This window comes from Bradyrhizobium genosp. L, from assembly GCF_015624485.1.
Taxonomy (GTDB): domain Bacteria; phylum Pseudomonadota; class Alphaproteobacteria; order Rhizobiales; family Xanthobacteraceae; genus Bradyrhizobium.
In genome coordinates, this window is record NZ_CP061378.1 from 4,755,302 (window position 1) to 4,773,082 (window position 17,781).

Below are 17,781 nucleotides of genomic sequence, written 5' to 3' on the forward strand. Positions count from 1 at the left end.
CCGGTCAAATGGGCAGTCGGGACGTCCAGACCAGGGTCTTTTGTTCCGCGAGGATGTGCAAGGAAACATGGTCGACCGGACGCCAGGCGCGCCGCCTCTGTCTGAAGATCTCAGGGCCGACATTGCGGCCGTCCAGAACATTGATGCGGTTCCACGGATTCTCGATGCGGTTTGCCGTACGACGGGCATGGGGTTCGCAGCGGTCGCGCGCGTCACCGAAGATCGATGGATCTGCTGCGCGTCGTTGGACTATTTGAAATTCGGTCTTGAGCCAGGCGGCGAGCTCGACGTCAAATCGACGATCTGCGATGAAATTCGAGCCAGCCGCGAGCCGGTCGTCATCGACAGCGTTGCGGACGATGCGATCTACTGCTCGCACCACACGCCGAGGCAATACGGCCTTCAAAGCTATATCTCGATGCCGATCATCCTCGGGGACGGATCGTTCTTCGGGACGCTCTGTGCGATCGATCCCAAGCCTGCAAAACTGTCAGATCCGGGAACGATCGAAACGTTTCGGCTGTTTGCCGAACTCATCGCAACGCAGCTCGATGCGTTCGATCGATTGAAGAGGAGCGAGGCGACGCTTCTCGACGAACGAAAGACGGCCGAACTCCGCGAACAGTTCATCGCGGTCCTGGGGCACGACCTGCGCAATCCGCTCGCGTCGATTTCCGCAGGCGTGCGCATGCTTCCAAAGGCAAAGGATAGAGAGACGGAAATTCTCGCCACGATGCACCAAAGCGTCGCCCGGATGGCGAGCCTGATCGACAACATCATGGACTTCACGCGTGGCCGGCTGGGTGCGGGGATTTCGTTGAACTGCTCCAGCCAGTCCGTCGAGCCGGTGATCAATCACGTCGTCGAGGAGCTTCGCTCGATTCACCCGGGCAGGAAGATCGAGACCGATCTCAGGCTGAGCGACGACGTCTATTGCGACGGCCCGCGTATTGGCCAGCTCATCTCCAACCTGCTCGCCAACGCCATTACGCACGGCTCGTCGGAACGGCCGATCTTCGTCGAGGCGACGACGCTGGCCGGGGAGTTCGAGCTCTGCATCTCAAATTCGGGATCGGCGATTTCCCCCGAAGCCATGGCGAAGCTGTTTCAGCCATTCTATCGCGGTCACGTCCAACAATCGCTGCAAGGCTTGGGCCTGGGTCTTTTCATTTCGTCCGAAATCGCAAAAGCCCATGACGGAACGCTGACCGTCGATTCCAACGACAGCGAAACGATCTTCACGTTTCGAATGCCGTTGCGTTGAACGTTGATCGGCCAACCGCGGGTTTTCACCGCGATAGTCGCCCGGGAAATGCCTCGCTAGCTCGTCATTCCGCTCGTGACCAGGGCGCCGTTTACGCTGCGCCTACCTTGCTGGCGAGCTGCGGCAAGGCCGGCTTCCGCTCCGGGAGCTTCTTTTTCGGCGGCGCCGGAAGCAATCCTTCCCTGATCGCCTGCTTGCGGGCGAGCTTGCGTGCGCGGCGAATGGCTTCGGATTTTTCGCGGGTCTTCCGTTCCGAGGGCTTTTCGTAGGACCGCCGCTGTTTCATTTCCCGGAAGACACCCTCGCGTTGCATCTTCTTCTTCAGCACGCGAAGTGCCTGCTCGACATTGTTGTCGCGAACCAATACCTGCATCGCTTTTCCTTGCTGGGCTGCGAAACGCGACGAGTCCGGCATGGCAGCCAGCTGCGCCGGAACTTGACCAAATTGTGCGGATAAGATGACGGCGATCCTTCGCCGGCGTCGAACAAGCCGATCTATTCGCCGCGGTTCGCGCCAAACCGACGTGAACACTCCGGCGCGACCATGTCAATCGATAATGCGGTCGCACATCGGGCCTGACGCGTCAGGCCGCCTTCGACGCACGCTCCGCAAATCCGCTCGTTTCCCCGAGCCTCGCTGCTGAACAGGAAGCCCTGCACACCACGCGGCTTTGTTGGGCAGCATCGGTTTGCCGGTAAAGCGGACATCAGCCAACCGATTATCCCGGCCAAATTGGTCGAGAATGACCCATGGCGAACTTTCGAAAGCGCTGGCAGTTTGGCTTCGCTCTCGGCTTGAGTTAAAGCATTCAGACTCTGGCCTTGCGGCCACGGCCGCCCGATTTTGCTGGCACGGTCTTTCCATACTCATGCCACCATGCCGTTAGCGCCTCCATCGTGGGACCGAGCCCCCGCGCCTTTTTGGTGATTTCATATTCGACCCGGAGCGGCACTTCCGCGAATACCGTGCGCGATACGAGGCCATCTGCTTCGAGTTCGCGAAGTTGCGCCGTAAGCATGTGCTGGGTGATGCCGGGGATCGCTTTTCGAAGCTCTCCGAAGCGATAGACCCGCTGATTGAGCAGCCACATGATCTCCAGTTTCCACTTGCCTGAGAGCAGCGCGAACGCGCGCCGCATTTCCTCGTGCATGTTTACCTTGGCGTCTTTCATAGTCTGCTTCTCCATACCTACATCAGGTTATTCATCCTACTTGCGAAGAACCATCTTGATCCGCATTTTCGGCGTGCGTTGCAAGGCACAGGGAAATTGCAGCTGCAACGCAAATCAGCACGAACAGAGGAGTTGCTGTCGCATCAGCAATCACGACGACCGAATGGCTACGATTTACACCTACTGGATTAGCACGGCACTCTTGAGCCTGCTGTACCTGTCCTCCGCCCTTATGTACCTGACGAAAGGGAAATCGGTGCGGCAGGCTCTCGCCGATCTCGGATACCCGACCTACCTCGTGTCCCTCATGATCACCGTGAAGATCTTGGGCACAGCCGCAATTCTTTCGCGCGTCACCGTGGGGCTCAGCGATCTCGCTTACGCCGGCATGTTCTATCATCTACTGTTAGCCGGCTTGGCGCACGTCGCCGTTCGGAAGCCCAACGAGGCCGCGCCCGCCGTCGTGGGCCTCGCGTTGCTCATCACTTCTTTCGTTACGCAGAACGCCGCTCGCGCAATCGCGTCGCCCTACGGGCTGCTCTGACGCGAGGAAAAACGATCAACACAACAACGAAGGAAATGAACATGAATCGACTCGCAGGAAAAGTTGCCATCGTCACTGGCGCCGGTCGCGGCATCGGCCGCTCTACCGCGAAGCTGTTCGCAGCGGAAGGCGCAAAGGTCGCGGTCCTGTCACTCACACCGGCAAACGTGGATGCTGTCGTCGCGGAGATCGAAGCGGCCGGTGGTACGGCACTGAGCGTCGTCTGCGATATCAGTAAGGCTGACCAGATCAAGATCGCGGTAGATAAGGTGTTCGCTTCCTATGGCCGTGTCGACATTCTGGTGAACAACGCCTTCGACCCGTCTGCGCCTCTCTCATCCATCATTGATCTTTCAGCGGAGCAATTGCAGCGCAATTTCGAGACGGGACCGATCGCCTATCTGCGGACGATGCAGACCTGCTATCCCCATCTTAAAGCAAGCGGTGAAGGGCGCGTCATCAACTTTGGGTCGATGGCGGGAGTCATCGGTTTGCCCGGTTACGGGCCTTACAATATGGCGAAAGAGGCCGTTCGCGCCCTAACCCGGACCACGGCGCGCGAATGGGGCGCCGACAAGATCACCGTGAACAACATTCTGCCGCTCGCGGAGACATGGGATCCTGCTGCAAACGTACCCGCGCCGACAAACGCGCTTGCCCGTCACGGCTCGCCGGACAATGACGTGGCGCCGGTCGTCTTGTTCCTTGCGAGCGAGGACGCACGGTTCGTAACAGGAGCCAGCCTCACCGCTGACGGCGGCGCAATCATCGACAGCGCGCGCTAGCCATGACTGTACTTCCCATCACTTCCATATTTGTGGCAACCTTCGCTGTCGCCCTTGTCGCCCTGTCGTTTCCCATTTCGCTGCGCCGCGCAAAGGTCGGGAAGATGGTAGGCGACAGCGCCGATGAGACGCTGCGTCGGCGCATTCGCGCCCAGGGTAATTTCATCGAGTACGTTCCGCTCGGGGTGATTTCGCTGTGCCTGGTCGAGGCGCAGGTCGCCCCGGCCTGGATGGTTGTCGCCATCGGGACGACGCTTGCGTTGGGGCGGCTCCTACATGCAATTGGCATGCTTCGCGGACTGGAGGCAGTGCGCGGTTTCGGGATGCTCTTTACTTACGCAGCGCTGCTTGTTTCGGCTGGACGCCTCGTTCTGGACGCTGCCCCTTGGTAGCCCGGACGTCAGCAGATCGCCCATGAGCCATTTGTTGCGGTTGCACAACAGCGGTCGTTATTGGAGCGAAGCGGACATGGCCGAACTTATGAATACGCGCGGTCATTCAGCGGCGTGAGGGCGCTGGCGTAGGCCCAACGCCAACGCTGATGTTCGCCTCAGGAATCAGGACGCCACGGACGTTCACCATGCACCCGTGCTCGTAGGTCCAAGCTACTTCGAGAGGGCTCCGCCGCGCGCGACAACTGATCTTCGCGAACAACGGGACGACGGCGAAAATCGAGGCCGCGATGACTCCAACTCCGATCCAGAAGACCCGCATGATACGATCTTCAATCCAACGGCACGTTCAGACTGGTACCCTTGGTAATGATGCCGCCACGGTTGCCGATCTCGATCGAACCATAGCGCTGCTTGAAGCAGTCGGGCAGCGGTCGGTCGCCTTCCATGCTCAGCCAGAGCCGCAACAAATGGCGTTTCTGGCTTGCGATGGGCCAATCGCGGAACGCTGTCCGATCGTGCAACAGAGCGTGATTGTAAACGAACTGCATGTCCCCCGGCTGGAGCCGCATGCCGAAATGCAGCGCCGGGTCGTTTGCAAGCGCGTCAAACAGATCGAGGGCCTCGACATGAGCCGGCGTCAGTCGTGGCGCATCGGGAAAGCGCTGCGCACTGTCGATATACTGACGCTGATAGAAGCCGGTCAGGAACCCGGCATGCCAATTCAGCACCGGAATCTCAAGATACGGCTTCTCGTTCTCCGGCACCTCGCCTCGCCGGTCTGTCGCGATGGGATCAAACAACAGGGCGGCAAGGTCGGGACGCGCGTCAAACATCTCGTTGTAGATCGTCGCCGTACTGACAAGAAGAGAGTCGCCTCCCTCCATCGCCTCGCGAATGCACAACAGTCCGACCACGTCGGAAGAATCGGTGTGGAATGTTTGCCTTTCCGAAGTCTGGTAGATTCGGGTGTTCGGATCCTTCGCATCGGCGCCGATGTCGCGGACGTGACCAAGAATGTGACCCGCTGCGTTTTGAGACCGCGCCGATCCGAGATGCGCGCCCACCCCGCAAAATATTGCAGCGGCGAGCTCCTGGCTGTACTTGGCCACAGGCAGCCCGCGTATCAGTTCGAAACCCGGGCCAACCAGGAGCTCTCTCTTGAGCTCTTCCAGGTGCGCGCCGAAGTGAGGAAGCAGAAAGCTTTCCTTGGTGATGTCGGCGATTTTCTTGCTCTTGCCAAGATATGATTCAGCCGCGTCCTCGATCTCCGCGATCTCGCTGGCGGTGAGCGATATCAACCACCGATCGGGATTGACCTTCATCTCCGCACCTCGCCAGGCAGATACGACGTCGACCTTTCCCGGAGGGCGATCGATCCTGCTGGGCGCTGAGACCACATTCATGTTTGTTGGCTCCCGAGATGACCGGTCGTCGGACCATCGACGATATTGTGCCAACCATTCGTTTGCAACTCTGCCTGCCAAACGCAGAGGCAAACCAGAGGCAATCGTCCGCAGTGAGATGGATGCCCGGGTCAAGCCCGGGCATGACGAGCGATACCAGCGATCACGCTGCCTTCGACGCGCGCTCCGCGAAGCCGCTCAGCAGCGCCGCGATCTCGCCTGCCGGCCTCGCGGCGCTGAACAAGAAGCCCTGCACCTCGTTGCAGCCTTCAGCACGCAACCAGTCGAGCTGGTCGACGGTCTCCACGCCCTCCGCGGTCGTGGTGATGTTGAGGCTGCGGCCGAGACCGGAGATCGCGCGCACGATCGCGAGGCAGTCGGAACGCCGCGCCAGGTCCTTGACGAAGGAACGATCGATCTTGATCTTGTCGAACGGGAAGCTGCGCAGGTAGCTCAGGCTGGAATAGCCGGTGCCGAAATCGTCCATCGAGATGCTGACGCCGAGCTCGCGCAGCTGATGCAGGATCGCGAGATTGGTTTCGGTCTCCGCCAGGAACACCGACTCGGTGATCTCGAGCTCGAGCCGACGCGCCGGCAGGCCGGAATGCGCCAGCGCCGAGATCACGGCCTGCACCAGGTTGCGGCTGCGGAACTGGACAGGCGACAGATTGACGGCGATCTTGACGTCGGCCGGCCACTTCATCGCCTCCGCGCAGGCCTCGCGCAGCACCCATTCGCCGAGCGCGACGATCAGGCCGATGTCCTCGGCGACCGGGATGAACTCCGCCGGCGAGATCATGCCCTTGTGCGGGTGCCGCCAGCGCAGCAACGACTCGAAGCCGGAGATGCGATCGGCCGCGATATCGATCAGCGGCTGGTAGTGCAGCTCGAACTCGCCGGTCGTAAAGGCCGGGCGCAAATCGCGCTCCATGTCGCGGCGCTTCTGCGCCTGCTGGTCCATTTCCGGCTCGAAGAAATGGTGCACGCCGCCGCCCTCGGACTTGGCGCGGTACAGCGCCATGTCGGCGTTGCGCATCAGCTCTTCCGACGTCGTGCCGTCGCCCGGCGATAGCGCGATCCCGATGCTGGCGCCGACCACGACCTCGAGCCCGTCGATATCGTAGGGTGCGCTCAACGTGCCGATCAGCCGCTCGGCGAAGGCGCTGGCGTCGTTCGGCGAGACATCGGCCGCGAGCACGATCGCGAACTCGTCGCCGCCGAGCCGGGCCGCGACGTTGTCGCCGCGGACCTCCGCGCGCAGCCGGTCCGCCACCAGCTTGAGCAGCCGGTCGCCCATCGGATGGCCGAAGGAATCGTTGACGTTCTTGAACAGATCGAGATCGATGCCCATCACCGCGACGCGCTTGTGGCCGGACCGGCTGCGCTCCAGCGCCTCGCCCAGCCGCTCCTGATAGAAGTCGCGGTTCGGCAGGTTGGTGAGCCCGTCATGATGCGCCATGTGGGCGATGCGCGCTTCGGCGGCGCGACGCTCGGTGATGTCGACGATCGCGACCAGGTAGCCGTCGCGGCCCTCGAACGTCACCTTGCGGCCGAAGGTCAGCACGTGGATCTCGGCGCGATCGGCGCGGATGTGGCGCCAATCGCGGTTCGACTGGTAGACGTCGCCGATCTCGCGCAACGCCGCGCTGTGCACGGACCACTCATCCTCCGGCCAGATCTGGCGCAGCGTCATGCCGAGAAACTGTTCGCGGGAATAGCCGTAGTGCTGAACGGCGGCGTCGTTGACGCTGAGGAAATCCATCGTATGGGCGTCGAACACCCACATCGGCATCGGGTTGTTCTCGAACAGCAGGCGGAACGAGACCTCGCGCTGCTTCAGCGCGGTGACGTCGGACACCGTCAGCGACAGCATATCGCCGAACGCGGTGACGCCGAGCCGCAGGCAGCGATCGCCGCTGTCGATCTCGAACTGGCCGCCGGCGCCGCCGCCGACGAAGGAACGCAGTGTTCGGGTCACCTCGGACGCAGCCAGCGGATTGCCGCCGGCGCTGAGCCTGCGCCACAAAAGATCGGTCGCGGGCTGCATCAGGAGCCTGGCGGCGCCCTCGTTGAGATGCACGACCTGGAAGTCGGCCGGTTCGCCGCGCGCATCGCGGATCGCGGCGAGCGACAGCACGCCTTCATCGGTGGCGGAGAAGATCGTATCCAGGAGATTGTACTGCGCGTTGCGCTCGTTGACATAGACCCCGACCAGCATGCCGCCCCAGCGCGACCGCGTCGGCAGCGCCAGCACGTCATAGGTCCGCACCAGCCCTTCACGCACGCAATGCGCCGAGGCGAGGTAGGGACGGCAGTTCTCGCGCGCGTTCGCCGCGGCTTCGGTCAGTGCGGTGGCGCAATCCGGCGGAAGTGCTCCGAGCGGGATGTCCCAGCGATCGTCGTTCAGCCAGCCCTGGACGTAGCGGCCGGGTTGGGAAACCCGGAGCGCATCATCGACGTCCCGCAGCAGCACGATATGGTCCGCAAGCCGGCCGAGACTGCCGAGCATCACGTCCTCATAATGCGGCAACTTCTCGCCCGGACGTACGGCCGCCTGCCACTTGCGCTGCAGGACCGGCACGTCGGCGAACATCTCGGAATTGAATTTGGCCGATGTCTTTGTCGATGTCTTGGCTGATTTGTTGTTGGCCATGACCATGGCACGCCCCGCTCACGCAAACGCTTGTCCCCGCGGCATCCAACGTCCACCGGGCTTAACGTCATGTAAAAAGTGGGGCGTGCGGTGCAGCGCGGGCACGATTATGACGGCAAAAATTCGCGCGATGGTTAGTTCGGGTTAGAGACTATGACAGTCGCATGAAGGTTTCGCACGCAAGTCAGCGCGCGATGACCTCGACCTCGCCGTCGACGCCGTTGACGACGTTGAAGGGTCGCTCGAACACCTTCCCTTCGTTCTTGGCGATCGCGCGATATTCGCCCTCGGACAGCACGACGCGCGGGAACGCGCCGATCGATTCCTTGATCACGTCGCCGCCCGGCGTGATCACCGACCATGCGGTGTTGGCCAGCGCCTCGCCGCCCTTCTCGCCGACCAGCTTCAGCGTGATGACGGCGGCGCGATGGGTGACGGTGACGTCGGTCAGCTTGCCCGCCGTGACGCGGATGTCCGAGCGCACCACCGAGTTGGCGTCGCCATAATTGGACACGATGTAGTAGGTGCCTTCCGGCAGCAGCGCGACGTCGCCGGCGGCGACGCTCGGCACCAATGGGCCGCGATCCGAGCCATCGAACTGGCTGCCCTTGTAGATCGCAAACGAAATCTGGTTGCTGGGGATCTTGCTGCTGCCGACCCGGCCCTCGATGCGCAGGCCGCCGGCCGGTAGCACGAAGGATTCCTTGTCGGTCTCCGACTTCAGGCTGACGGCGCGCACCGCGCTGACCAGGCCGAGCGCGACATGGACGACGTAATTGCCAGGCGGCAGCACGATGTTCGGCGTCGCTCCGCGATCCTCCCGGATGAGCTTGAAGGTGCCGTTCTCGTCGGGCTTGTCGGCGAACACCCGCCAGACCAGCCCGCCATTGATGGGCGCCATATCCTTGCCGTAGCGCGCGGTCAGCGCCAGCACCGCCTGGCCCGCGGTCGGGGTGCCCGGTGGCGGCGTCACCGGCGGCATGGTCGCCACCGATGGCTGGACGATGGTCGGCTGGCTCAGCGGGCCCGGCAAAGTGGGGCCAGATCCGGCCCCAGAGGGCGGCGCCAGATTGAGCGCAGGCGCGGCCGGCGCCTCCGGGACTGCGGCCGGCGGCACCGGCGGCGGCCGATCGCTGAACCATTGCGCCGAGGCGGAACCGGGCATCAGGGCCGATATCACGGCCACAAGCACGACCAGCGGAAGGAGCCGCATGCTCCGCCCGCACCTGCCGATGCCATTGCCGCCCCTGGAAGTCATGGGCCCATGCTTTTCAACGAAAACGCGGCAAATTCAAGCCGTCATGGCGATCCCCGGCGGCGCCGTCCCCTGTTGGAACCAGGCGTTCAAGCCGATGTTAGCCACGACGTCGCGGTCCAGTCACAATCCCCACCTACGGCCGTCCAACCGGCATGAACCATGCCTTCAGGACTAACCATGAACATCAACGTCGCTGGCGCAGGCCCGCTGCCGGGCTTAACCTTGCGTCGGCAGGAGATTGATCGTGTTGGATAGCTGGATGGGCCGCGGCCAGAAGAGCTCCGACGGCCCCGACAAGGTGGGACTGGGACCGGTCCGCCGTCCGGTGATCGGGCTCGCGCTCGGCGGCGGCGCGGCGCGCGGCTTTGCCCATATCGGCATCATCAAGACCCTGCTGGCCCACGGCATCGTCCCCAATGTGGTGGTCGGCACCTCGATCGGCGCCGTGGTCGGCGGCGCCTATGCGGCCGGTCATATCGAGACGCTGGAGCAATGGGCGCGCGGCCTGCAGCCGCGCAGCGTGCTCGGCTATCTCGACATCCGTCTCAACGGCTCCGGCCTGATCGGCGGCGCCAAATTGGCCGCCGAGATCGAGGCGGCGCTGGGCAAGTCCATGATCGAGGACCTCGCGGTCAAGTTCGCCAGTGTCGCGACAGAGGTGCGCACCGGCCACGAGATCTGGCTGACCCACGGCCCGCTGGTCGATGCGATGCGCGCCTCCTACGCCCTGCCCGGCATCTTCGCCCCCGTCCTGATCGGCGACCGCTGGCTGGTCGACGGTGCGCTGGTCAACCCGGTGCCGGTCTCGGCAGCGCGCGCGCTCGGCGCCGAGATCGTGATCGCGGCCAACCTCTCCAGCGACGTGTTCGCGCACTCGACCACGATCTACAATCATGGTGCAGCCGCGCCGGCCCCCGAGGTCACGGTCGCGGTGACCGCCGAAGCGACATTGGAGCCGGAGCCCTCGCCCGAGCCGCCGAAGCGCCGCTTCAGCCGTTTCTTCTCCGCCGAGCGCACCATGAAGCGCGAATTCTTCGGCAGCGCGACGCGGCCCGGTATCTCGAGCGTCATGGTGGACGCCTTCAACATCATGCAGGACCGCATCACCCGCGCGCGGCTGGCCGGCGATCCGCCCGACATGCTGATCTCGCCGCGGGTCGGCCAGATCGGCTGGTTCGACTTCCACCGCGCCGATGATTTGATCGCACACGGCATCCGCGCCGCCGAACGCGCCATCGGCGCCATCGAGGAAGCGATCGATATCCTGGTGCCGCCGTCGAGCGGCACCGCCGGCAACGGCCAATAAAGATTCAGGCCGTTGAGGAGTCAGGCCGTCTTGATGTAGTCGCGCAGCGCTTCCTGCTCGTGCTCGTATTCCTGCACGCGCCGCTTGACGATGTCGCCGATCGAGATCAGCCCGACCACCTTGCCGTCCTCGACCACGGGCAAATGGCGGAATTTTCCCGTCGTCATCATCTCCATGATGCCGCTGACCGTGTCGGACTGGCGGCAGCTCACGACCTTCCTGGTCATGACTGTGCTCACCGGCTCATCGAGCACGGCAGCGCCGCGCTCGCTGAGCACCCGCACGATGTCGCGCTCCGAGAGGATGCCTTCCATCCGGCCCTGATCCATCACCAGCACCGCGCCGATCCTGCGCTCGCCGAGCAGCTTGACCGCCGCCGAGAGCTTTGCGCCGGGCTCGACGCTCATGATCTGGTGGCCCTTTGCATCGAGAATGGAACGTACCGTCATTGTCGCCTCCCTGAATCCGTTCGCGTCCCCTTGCGCTGGGGATCGAGACTGTTCGTTGAGCTATCAATCAACAGTTCCGCGCCGATTTCGGTTCCGCGGCGCGTTCAGTAGCAGGGCTGCATTTTTCAGCCCGCGTTATCTCGCGTTGCAAAGATGATGGAGGAATTCGCGTGCGCCCGCAAGCGGCGATCAGACGCGGCCGGACTGGTCCACCGATGACGCATCTGCAGCATCATCTCGCGTGCGCGGGATCGGGTCGAACAGCGCGAACAGCAGCAGCCCCGCGAGGAAACCGCCGATATGGGCCTGCCAGGCGACGCTGACGTCGTCGCCGCCGATCGCCAGCGAGCCGACGCCGAACACGATGTTGACGCCGAACCAGATCGCCAGGAATGCGAGCACGCGCCCGTTGCGCAGCGCCTGCGACAGCGACAGCGCAGGCACCCTGGCCGCCGCCTCGGCATCGCCCCGGCTGAACGAGAGGAAGCTGCCCTTGACGAAGGCAAAGCGGATCGCCGCCGCCATCGTGCCCGACACCGACGCCGACGCCCCGATCATCGGCGCGATCGCGTGCTCATGGGTCAACAGATGCGCGAGCGCCCCGGCGGCCGCCGTCACCGCCATGAAGATGAAGAAGCGCACCGCGCCGAACCGCCGCGCCAGCGCGCTGCCGAACGGCAACAGCCACAGCACGTTGAAGCCGATATGGGTGAGATTGGCGTGCAGCAGCGAATAGCTGACGAAGGTCCAGACCTTGGCGCCGTCGCCGCCCGGGAAGGTGATGTCGAGCAGCGTCGAATCGTAGCGCTTCGGGATGAAGCCGAAGACGTCGATGGTCCAGTTTTCCAATTCCGGCGGCAGCAGCACACGCAGATGGATCACCGCGAGCAGGACGATGTAGGCGGTGAGCGCCGGCGGCAAAGTGAGGATCGGCTCGCGCGGCGCCTCCGGCGGCGGCGCGGGCGGTAAGTCAGAATGGGAGTCCAAGGGGTCGCGGACCTCGCTACGGTGCTTGAGGCCCAGATAGGCGGCTTTCACCGCACTGTGCAAGTGCACAATTGGGGGCAATTGGGGCAAACTCTCCGTGTCCCGGACGCGGCGCAGCACGAAGTGTTGCGACGCTGAGCCGGGACCCACGGCAATTGGCAACGCTCGCCGAACTTGCGAAACTCTCATCTCTCTACCCTCATCCGGGTTGAAAATGAGCCCACAATTCTTCGTCTACATCCTCGCAAGCGGACGAAACGGGACCCTCTATGTCGGCGTGACCAACAACCTTGCGCGCCGTATCACCGAGCACAAAGCCAAGCTCGTTCCGGGGTTCACACGACAATACGGCGTCGATCAGCTGGTTTACTTCGAAGCGTTCGACTCCATCCTGGAGGCGCGTGCACGCGAGCACTCCCTGAAGCGGTGGCGGCGCGCATGGAAGATCAAATTGATCGAAGGGCTTAATCCGGATTGGCGGGATTTGAGCGCGAAGCTCAATTCTTGATCGCGTTTGGCATGGGTCCCGGCTCTGCAGTGCAGCGCTTTCGCGCTGCGCTGCGTCCGGGACACGAGAGAAATGAGACCCGACAAAAGAAGAAAAAGGGAGGGCGCTGAGAACGCCCTCCCTCGGTCTGCTGATCTTCTCGCGCCCCGGAGGGATTTGGGGGCATCCCCACCCCTCCCCGCGCGGTGACCAAACTGTTTGACGCCACCTGTGTACGTGTCCGACGCTGGCGCTTGGGGCAGCCGGCGTGAACGGGAATAAGCGGACCCTACGCGGGCATCGGGCGGCCGCCAAGCGCATAGTTAAATTTACGTTAACGGCACAAAGCTGCCCATAAGCCGCCCAAAACGCGGCCCCGGCATGGACGCTGCACAGGGTTCCCTGCACAACAGAGAAGGAAAGGCGCTTGCGCGAAACCGGCACAGATGTGTCCCGGCGAGACAGGTGCCGGGCAAGGTTCTTTAGATGAAGCACAGCTCCAGCCGCGAATTCTTCGCTTATTGGAATGCGAAGCGTGGCAATGCGCGCGCACCTGATCGGAGCGAGTTCGAGCCGTCCGCGGTGCGCGAGCTGCTGGCCGACATCTTCGTATTGTCCTACGACAATGAGGCCGGCCACCCCTTCCGCGTCGCCGGCACGCGGATCTCCGCCCTGCTCGGCTGCGACCTCAAGAATCAGAGCTTTTCGGCGCTGTTCAACGGCGCGAGCCGCCGCGAGGTCGAGGACATCATCACCTGCGTCGCCGAGGAGACGCTGCCGGCGATCGCCGGCCTCACCGCAATCGACGCGGCGGGCACAAAAGCATATTTCGAACTGCTGCTATTGCCCTTCACCGCCCGCGTCCACGTGCCAGCGAGCCTGACCGGGCTCCTCGCGCCGTTCGAGGACACCACCACCACGCTGCGCGATCTCACGCTGACCTCGTGGCGCTATCTGCATCCGCCGGAGCGGTTCGTGCCGCGTGCACTGCGGAAGCTCGCGGTCGCCCGCGGCCTGATGGTCTATGAGGGGCTGCGCTAGCGCCGCCCACCTGCTTGCACGGTGCCGGGCGGAACTCTATTAGCTGATTGACCGCCGGCTGGAGAGACGGCGGCGGCCGGGCTGGCGCAGGGCATGTTTCGAAAGTCGATCAGACAGAAGATTGTCGGCATTGCCACGGGGCTGATCATCCTCGCGGTGGTGACATCGCTGCTGTCGATGGTGATGGCGGGCCAGGTCGGCCACCTCCTGGACGAGCTGACCAACCGCTACATTCCGGCCTACGCACATCTCGCCCGCGTCAATGTCCGTTCGCTCGAGCGCTCGCTCGCGATGCGGCGGATGATGATGGCGAAGATGCAGGGACCGGCCGAGGACGAGACCTACACCGCCGCGCGCAAGACATTCGAGGAGATCAATCCCGTCATCACCGAGGAGGCCAATGCCGCGCGCAAGCTGATCGTCGCGATCATCGAGGATCCCTCGACGCCCTCCGACAATGCCGCGCTCGGGCGCATCGACGACCGGATCGACAATGTCCTGAACGACCTGCTGGTCCGGCTCAACAAGGAGAACAGCGAAGTCCTCGATCAGCTCGACGCCAAGGATTTCGCTTCCGCCCGCAAGACCATGCTCCACGCCGAGGTGCTGCGCGACGAGTTCAACGCCAGGATCGAAGGCATCCGCGCCGACATGCTGGCCCAGGTCGGCAACAGCGCCAAGAACGTGACGAGGGCGCAGCGCAACGCCATCATCGTCTCGGCGATCGTCACCGCGATCGCCGCGGTGCTCGGCTTCATGTTCGCGATGCTGGTCGGCAGCGGCATCACGCGCCCGGTGATGCGGCTTCTGGAAGGCACCAAGGAGGTCGAGGCCGGCCGGCTCGACGGCGCCATCACCATCACGACGCAGGACGAGATCGGCCAGCTCTCGGCCGCCTTCAACCGCATGATCGAGACGCTGCGCCACAACCAGCGCATCCGCGAGACCTTCGGCCGCTACATCAATCCGCGGATCGCCGAAGGCCTGCTCGACCAGCCGGCGATCGCCGCCACCGAAGGCCAGCGCCGCGTCATGACCGTGGTGTTCTGCGACATGAAGGGTTTTACCACCCTGAGCGAGGGCGTGACGCCGCGCGGGCTGGTCAAGATCATGAATCTCTATCTCTCGACCATGTCCGAGCCGATCCATGCCCATCGCGGCATCATCGACAAATACATCGGCGACGCCATCATGGCCTATTGGGGCGCGCCCTTTGTCGAGGAGACCGAGCAGACCCATCTTGCCGCGCTCGCGGCCATCGACATGATCGGACGCGTCGCGCAGCTGCGCAAGGATTTGCCCGAACTGCTCGGCGTGCGCGCGATCCCGGCCGACTGCGACATCCGGATCGGCATCGCCACCGGCGAGGCGCTGGTCGGCAGCATCGGCTCCGAATTCATGATGAGCTACACCGTGCTCGGCGACACCGTGAACCTCGCCTCGCGGCTCGAAGGCGCCAACAAGTTCTACGGCAGCCGCAGCCTGATCTCGGATGCGACCGCGGCCGGCTGCGCCGACAGCATCGAACTGCGCGAGATCGATCGCCTCGTCGTGGTCGGCCAGAGCCAGCCGCAGACCGTGTTCGAGATCATGGGCAAGAAGGGCGAGCTGACGCCGGCCGTGACGCAGCTCGTGCAGCACTACGCCGAGGGCCTCGCCGCCTATCGGCAGCAGCGCTGGGATGACGCGACGCGCGCCTTCGCCGCCGCGCTCGACGCGGTACCGGGCGACGGGCCGTCACTTGCGATGAAGGCCCGCGTCGAGGCTTTCCGGCAGACCCCGCCGGCAGCGGATTGGGACGGCGCCTGGCATCTCGAGCACAAATAGCCTCTCGCACCGGACCTCGACCGCGCAATCCTAACACCGATGTTAGTTTCCAACACCGATGCGAGCGCGGCCGCGAGCGCCGCAAACATTTTTTCCGACCGCACGGGAATGTCTCGCAGGGCGCGGAGTTAGACTCCACGCCAACGAAAGCGGGAGGCCATTATGACCAAGATCACGTCGCCGATGAAGCTTGCGGGGCTCGCGGCGCTCCTGACCATGCCGTTCGTCCTGAGCCCGCCGCAATCAGCAATCGCGGCAGGCGGCGGCCCCGCCGGAGGCGCGGACTACAGCACGCCGCCGGCGTCCCCTCCCCAGCAAAGGGAGAGGAGGACGACGCACAAGCCGAAGAAGCCGACCAAGCAGTCGTCGCTGTTCGACGACCCGACGTTTCGCGACGGCTACCGCACCGCCTATGCGACGATCTACGAGCGCAACGACTATGCCGCCGGGATCGATCAGCTGCATGCGCTCGGCCACGACGAGCATCCCAACGTCGCCAACCTGATCGGCTATTCCTACCGCAAGCTCGGCGACTACAAGCAATCGCAGGTCTGGTACGAGCGCGCGTTGCAGGCCGATCCGAACCATGTGCTGACCTGGAATTACTACGGGCTGTGGCAAATCGAACAGGGCAACCGCGATCAGGCCGAATATCATCTGAGCCGGATCGCCGCGATCTGCGGCACCGACTGCACCGAGTATCGCACGCTGGCGGCCGCGCTCGAGAAACCGCCGGGGACGACGCTCGTCTATTGACGCGCGAACGGAGCCACATACTCCATTGTCGTCCTGGCGAAAGCCAGGACCCATTACCCCAGCCGCTTGTCGTTGCGCGACGCAGGGGCCACGATCCCGCGCACAACTAAAAACAGTGGTTATGGGTCCTGGCTTTCGTCAGACGACGCGCGTGGAGAGGCCGTGCGCCAACATCCATCACCGTCATCTTGAGCTCGGCGCTGCCACGCGTCAGAACCGCGTGGTGCCGAGCGGCAGGCCGAGGCTGACGCGCCCCGCCAGCGTGTAGCTGTTCGCCGTCATCGCCACGTGCTTGACCGCGGCCTGGACGTCGCGGATCGACCGTTCGAGCGTGCCGCTTTCGAAGATCGCCGCCGTCCCGGCCGGCGCCGCGATCATCTCGACGATCCGGGCGGCGCCTTCGGCTGCATTGGCGCAGGCGATCCGGAACGCGATCCGCGCCTCGAACAGGCGGTCGCCGGCGCTCTCGACCGCTTCCATCAGCTCCGTCATGGCCTCGACCAATAGCGCACGGGCGGACCGCAGCACGGCCAGTGCGCGGCCGACCAGCGACTGCACCAGTTCGCCGTCGCGCAGCAGGCCGCCGCCGCCGAGCCGCGGCTTCTTGGCCGCCAGCGCGATGAAGGCATCGAGCGCGCCGCGTGCGATGCCGAGCGGCACGACCGAGACCGTCCACATGAATGCCGATAGCCCCGGCAGGCGATAGGAAATGCCGGGTTGCGTCGGTTTGAAATCGACCAGCGGATGGATGTGGCTGAAGGGTACGAAAACGTCCGTCACCTCGAAGTCGCAGCTGCCGGTGCCGCGCAGCCCGGAGACGAACCAGGTGTCGTGAATGCGCACGTCGGAGCGGTCGACATAGCAGCACAGTGGCGGTCCGTCCTTGCCGTCGGTGCCCTTGACGCTGGCGAGCCCCATGAACTTGGTGGCGTGATGCGCGCCGCTGCCGAACGGCCAGCGGCCGCTGACCCTGTAGCCGCCCTCGGCCTCGACGGCCGTTCCGACCGCGCCGGTGGCGCTACAGACGAACGTCTGCGGATCGGCGGACCAGCTCCGCGCCACATCCTCCGGCAAATAGCCGCCGAGCCGGCTCATCCCGCCGCCGTTGCCGACCAGCCAGCCGACCGAGCCATCGAGCGCGGCGGCCGCCTCGACGATAGTCATGAAATCGAGCGGCGAGAATTCCGGGCCGCCGAGCGCCTTCGGCAGATACAGGCGAAACATTCCGGCCTCGGCCAGCGCCTGGAAGACGGGGTCGGAAAGCCTGCGGTCACGGTCGAATTGCGGACGTTGCTCGGCAATCAACGGAGCGAGCCGGTCGAGCGCGGCCAGATGATCGGCAACACGGCTGGCGGCAGGCATGTCCATGGCAGTTTCCTTCCCCGGAGCGAGGCAGCCGAATTCAACCCATCGGCGCAAATTTGACCATCACGCTTCTGGTCGCACCGTCATCC

Annotated in this window: 17 protein-coding genes; 9 read left to right on the forward strand and 8 right to left on the reverse strand. The window is 64.0% G+C overall.

Annotated features, from left to right (window positions below; genetic code table 11):
• Positions 1-67: 67 nt before the first annotated feature.
• A complete protein-coding gene (locus IC762_RS22670; protein WP_195784440.1) occupies positions 68-1,264 on the forward strand; it encodes a GAF domain-containing sensor histidine kinase in 1,197 nt (398 codons plus the stop codon).
• A gap of 91 nt (positions 1,265-1,355) precedes the next feature.
• On the opposite strand, the gene rpsU is transcribed toward IC762_RS22670, so the two are convergent.
• Together rpsU and IC762_RS22680 are read right to left on the reverse strand one after the other, a co-directional pair.
• Positions 1,356-1,637, reverse strand: coding sequence for a 30S ribosomal protein S21 (gene rpsU / locus IC762_RS22675; RefSeq protein WP_195790241.1), 282 nt, complete (start codon positions 1,635-1,637; stop codon positions 1,356-1,358).
• A 436-nt stretch (positions 1,638-2,073) separates the two neighbouring features.
• Positions 2,074-2,451: a winged helix-turn-helix transcriptional regulator gene (locus IC762_RS22680; RefSeq protein WP_195784441.1), complete on the reverse strand. Its 378-nt coding sequence runs from the start codon at positions 2,449-2,451 to the stop codon at positions 2,074-2,076.
• A gap of 148 nt (positions 2,452-2,599) precedes the next feature.
• On the opposite strand from IC762_RS22680, the gene IC762_RS22685 reads away from it, so the two are divergent.
• Genes IC762_RS22685 through IC762_RS22695 form a run of 3 tightly spaced genes read left to right on the forward strand, consistent with a single transcriptional unit; the run spans position 2,600 to position 4,157 of the window.
• On the forward strand, positions 2,600-2,980 hold the full coding sequence (locus tag IC762_RS22685) for a DoxX family protein (protein ID WP_195784442.1): 381 nt from the start codon (positions 2,600-2,602) through the stop codon (positions 2,978-2,980).
• Between the two features lie 41 nt (positions 2,981-3,021).
• The gene (locus IC762_RS22690; protein ID WP_195784443.1) at positions 3,022-3,765 is read left to right on the forward strand and encodes an SDR family NAD(P)-dependent oxidoreductase; all 744 of its coding nucleotides are present in this window, start codon (positions 3,022-3,024) and stop codon (positions 3,763-3,765) included.
• Between the two features lie 2 nt (positions 3,766-3,767).
• Positions 3,768-4,157, forward strand: coding sequence for an MAPEG family protein (locus IC762_RS22695; RefSeq protein WP_195784444.1), 390 nt, complete (start codon positions 3,768-3,770; stop codon positions 4,155-4,157).
• Between the two features lie 332 nt (positions 4,158-4,489).
• Here IC762_RS22695 and IC762_RS22700 read toward each other — a convergent pair whose 3' ends face one another.
• The 3 genes from IC762_RS22700 to IC762_RS22710 all read right to left on the reverse strand — a co-directional run bounded on the left by IC762_RS22700 (position 4,490) and on the right by IC762_RS22710 (position 9,474).
• Positions 4,490-5,563 carry a TauD/TfdA family dioxygenase gene (locus IC762_RS22700; RefSeq protein ID WP_195784445.1) on the reverse strand — a complete coding sequence of 358 codons (1,074 nt, stop codon included), beginning with the start codon at positions 5,561-5,563 and terminating at the stop codon, positions 4,490-4,492.
• A gap of 163 nt (positions 5,564-5,726) precedes the next feature.
• Entirely contained in the window at positions 5,727-8,222 is a 2,496-nt protein-coding gene (locus IC762_RS22705) for a putative bifunctional diguanylate cyclase/phosphodiesterase (RefSeq protein WP_195784446.1), read from the reverse strand.
• Between the two features lie 178 nt (positions 8,223-8,400).
• Positions 8,401-9,474, reverse strand: coding sequence for a hypothetical protein (locus IC762_RS22710; RefSeq protein WP_195784447.1), 1,074 nt, complete (start codon positions 9,472-9,474; stop codon positions 8,401-8,403).
• 244 nt (positions 9,475-9,718) lie between these two features.
• Here IC762_RS22710 and IC762_RS22715 point away from each other — a divergent pair, with 244 nt between their 5' ends.
• Entirely contained in the window at positions 9,719-10,780 is a 1,062-nt protein-coding gene (locus tag IC762_RS22715; protein ID WP_195784448.1) for a patatin-like phospholipase family protein, read from the forward strand.
• 20 nt (positions 10,781-10,800) lie between these two features.
• On the opposite strand, the gene IC762_RS22720 is transcribed toward IC762_RS22715, so the two are convergent.
• Entirely contained in the window at positions 10,801-11,229 is a 429-nt protein-coding gene (locus IC762_RS22720; RefSeq protein ID WP_195784449.1) for a CBS domain-containing protein, read from the reverse strand.
• 189 nt (positions 11,230-11,418) lie between these two features.
• Entirely contained in the window at positions 11,419-12,216 is a 798-nt protein-coding gene (locus tag IC762_RS22725; protein ID WP_195784450.1) for a rhomboid family intramembrane serine protease, read from the reverse strand.
• Positions 12,217-12,430: 214 nt separating this feature from the next.
• Between IC762_RS22725 and IC762_RS22730 the strand changes: the two genes are divergently transcribed.
• The 4 genes from IC762_RS22730 (at position 12,431) to IC762_RS22745 (ending at position 16,327) form a co-directional block, all read left to right on the forward strand.
• On the forward strand, positions 12,431-12,724 hold the full coding sequence (locus tag IC762_RS22730; RefSeq protein ID WP_195784451.1) for a GIY-YIG nuclease family protein: 294 nt from the start codon (positions 12,431-12,433) through the stop codon (positions 12,722-12,724).
• A 465-nt stretch (positions 12,725-13,189) separates the two neighbouring features.
• Positions 13,190-13,744, forward strand: a complete 555-nt coding sequence (locus IC762_RS22735) for a PAS domain-containing protein (RefSeq protein WP_195784452.1) — start codon at positions 13,190-13,192, stop codon at positions 13,742-13,744.
• A 93-nt stretch (positions 13,745-13,837) separates the two neighbouring features.
• Positions 13,838-15,571, forward strand: a complete 1,734-nt coding sequence (locus IC762_RS22740; RefSeq protein WP_195784453.1) for an adenylate/guanylate cyclase domain-containing protein — start codon at positions 13,838-13,840, stop codon at positions 15,569-15,571.
• A 162-nt stretch (positions 15,572-15,733) separates the two neighbouring features.
• Positions 15,734-16,327, forward strand: a complete 594-nt coding sequence (locus IC762_RS22745) for a tetratricopeptide repeat protein (RefSeq protein WP_246801168.1) — start codon at positions 15,734-15,736, stop codon at positions 16,325-16,327.
• A gap of 210 nt (positions 16,328-16,537) precedes the next feature.
• Here IC762_RS22745 and IC762_RS22750 read toward each other — a convergent pair whose 3' ends face one another.
• The gene (locus tag IC762_RS22750; protein WP_195784454.1) at positions 16,538-17,695 is read right to left on the reverse strand and encodes an acyl-CoA dehydrogenase family protein; all 1,158 of its coding nucleotides are present in this window, start codon (positions 17,693-17,695) and stop codon (positions 16,538-16,540) included.
• Positions 17,696-17,781 lie beyond the last annotated feature (86 nt).

What these genes read in the sequence shown, in the direction of transcription:
- IC762_RS22670 (WP_195784440.1), top strand. Translation starts at nt 68, where the DNA reads ATGGTCGACCGGACGCCAGGCGCGCCGCCTCTGTCTGAAGATCTCAGG.
- rpsU (WP_195790241.1), bottom strand. Translation starts at nt 1,637, where the DNA reads ATGCAGGTATTGGTTCGCGACAACAATGTCGAGCAGGCACTTCGCGTG.
- IC762_RS22680 (WP_195784441.1), bottom strand. Translation starts at nt 2,451, where the DNA reads ATGGAGAAGCAGACTATGAAAGACGCCAAGGTAAACATGCACGAGGAA.
- IC762_RS22685 (WP_195784442.1), top strand. Translation starts at nt 2,600, where the DNA reads ATGGCTACGATTTACACCTACTGGATTAGCACGGCACTCTTGAGCCTG.
- IC762_RS22690 (WP_195784443.1), top strand. Translation starts at nt 3,022, where the DNA reads ATGAATCGACTCGCAGGAAAAGTTGCCATCGTCACTGGCGCCGGTCGC.
- IC762_RS22695 (WP_195784444.1), top strand. Translation starts at nt 3,768, where the DNA reads ATGACTGTACTTCCCATCACTTCCATATTTGTGGCAACCTTCGCTGTC.
- IC762_RS22700 (WP_195784445.1), bottom strand. Translation starts at nt 5,563, where the DNA reads ATGAATGTGGTCTCAGCGCCCAGCAGGATCGATCGCCCTCCGGGAAAG.
- IC762_RS22705 (WP_195784446.1), bottom strand. Translation starts at nt 8,222, where the DNA reads ATGGTCATGGCCAACAACAAATCAGCCAAGACATCGACAAAGACATCG.
- IC762_RS22710 (WP_195784447.1), bottom strand. Translation starts at nt 9,474, where the DNA reads ATGACTTCCAGGGGCGGCAATGGCATCGGCAGGTGCGGGCGGAGCATG.
- IC762_RS22720 (WP_195784449.1), bottom strand. Translation starts at nt 11,229, where the DNA reads ATGACGGTACGTTCCATTCTCGATGCAAAGGGCCACCAGATCATGAGC.
- IC762_RS22730 (WP_195784451.1), top strand. Translation starts at nt 12,431, where the DNA reads ATGAGCCCACAATTCTTCGTCTACATCCTCGCAAGCGGACGAAACGGG.
- IC762_RS22735 (WP_195784452.1), top strand. Translation starts at nt 13,190, where the DNA reads ATGAAGCACAGCTCCAGCCGCGAATTCTTCGCTTATTGGAATGCGAAG.
- IC762_RS22740 (WP_195784453.1), top strand. Translation starts at nt 13,838, where the DNA reads ATGTTTCGAAAGTCGATCAGACAGAAGATTGTCGGCATTGCCACGGGG.
- IC762_RS22745 (WP_246801168.1), top strand. Translation starts at nt 15,734, where the DNA reads ATGACCAAGATCACGTCGCCGATGAAGCTTGCGGGGCTCGCGGCGCTC.
- IC762_RS22750 (WP_195784454.1), bottom strand. Translation starts at nt 17,695, where the DNA reads ATGGACATGCCTGCCGCCAGCCGTGTTGCCGATCATCTGGCCGCGCTC.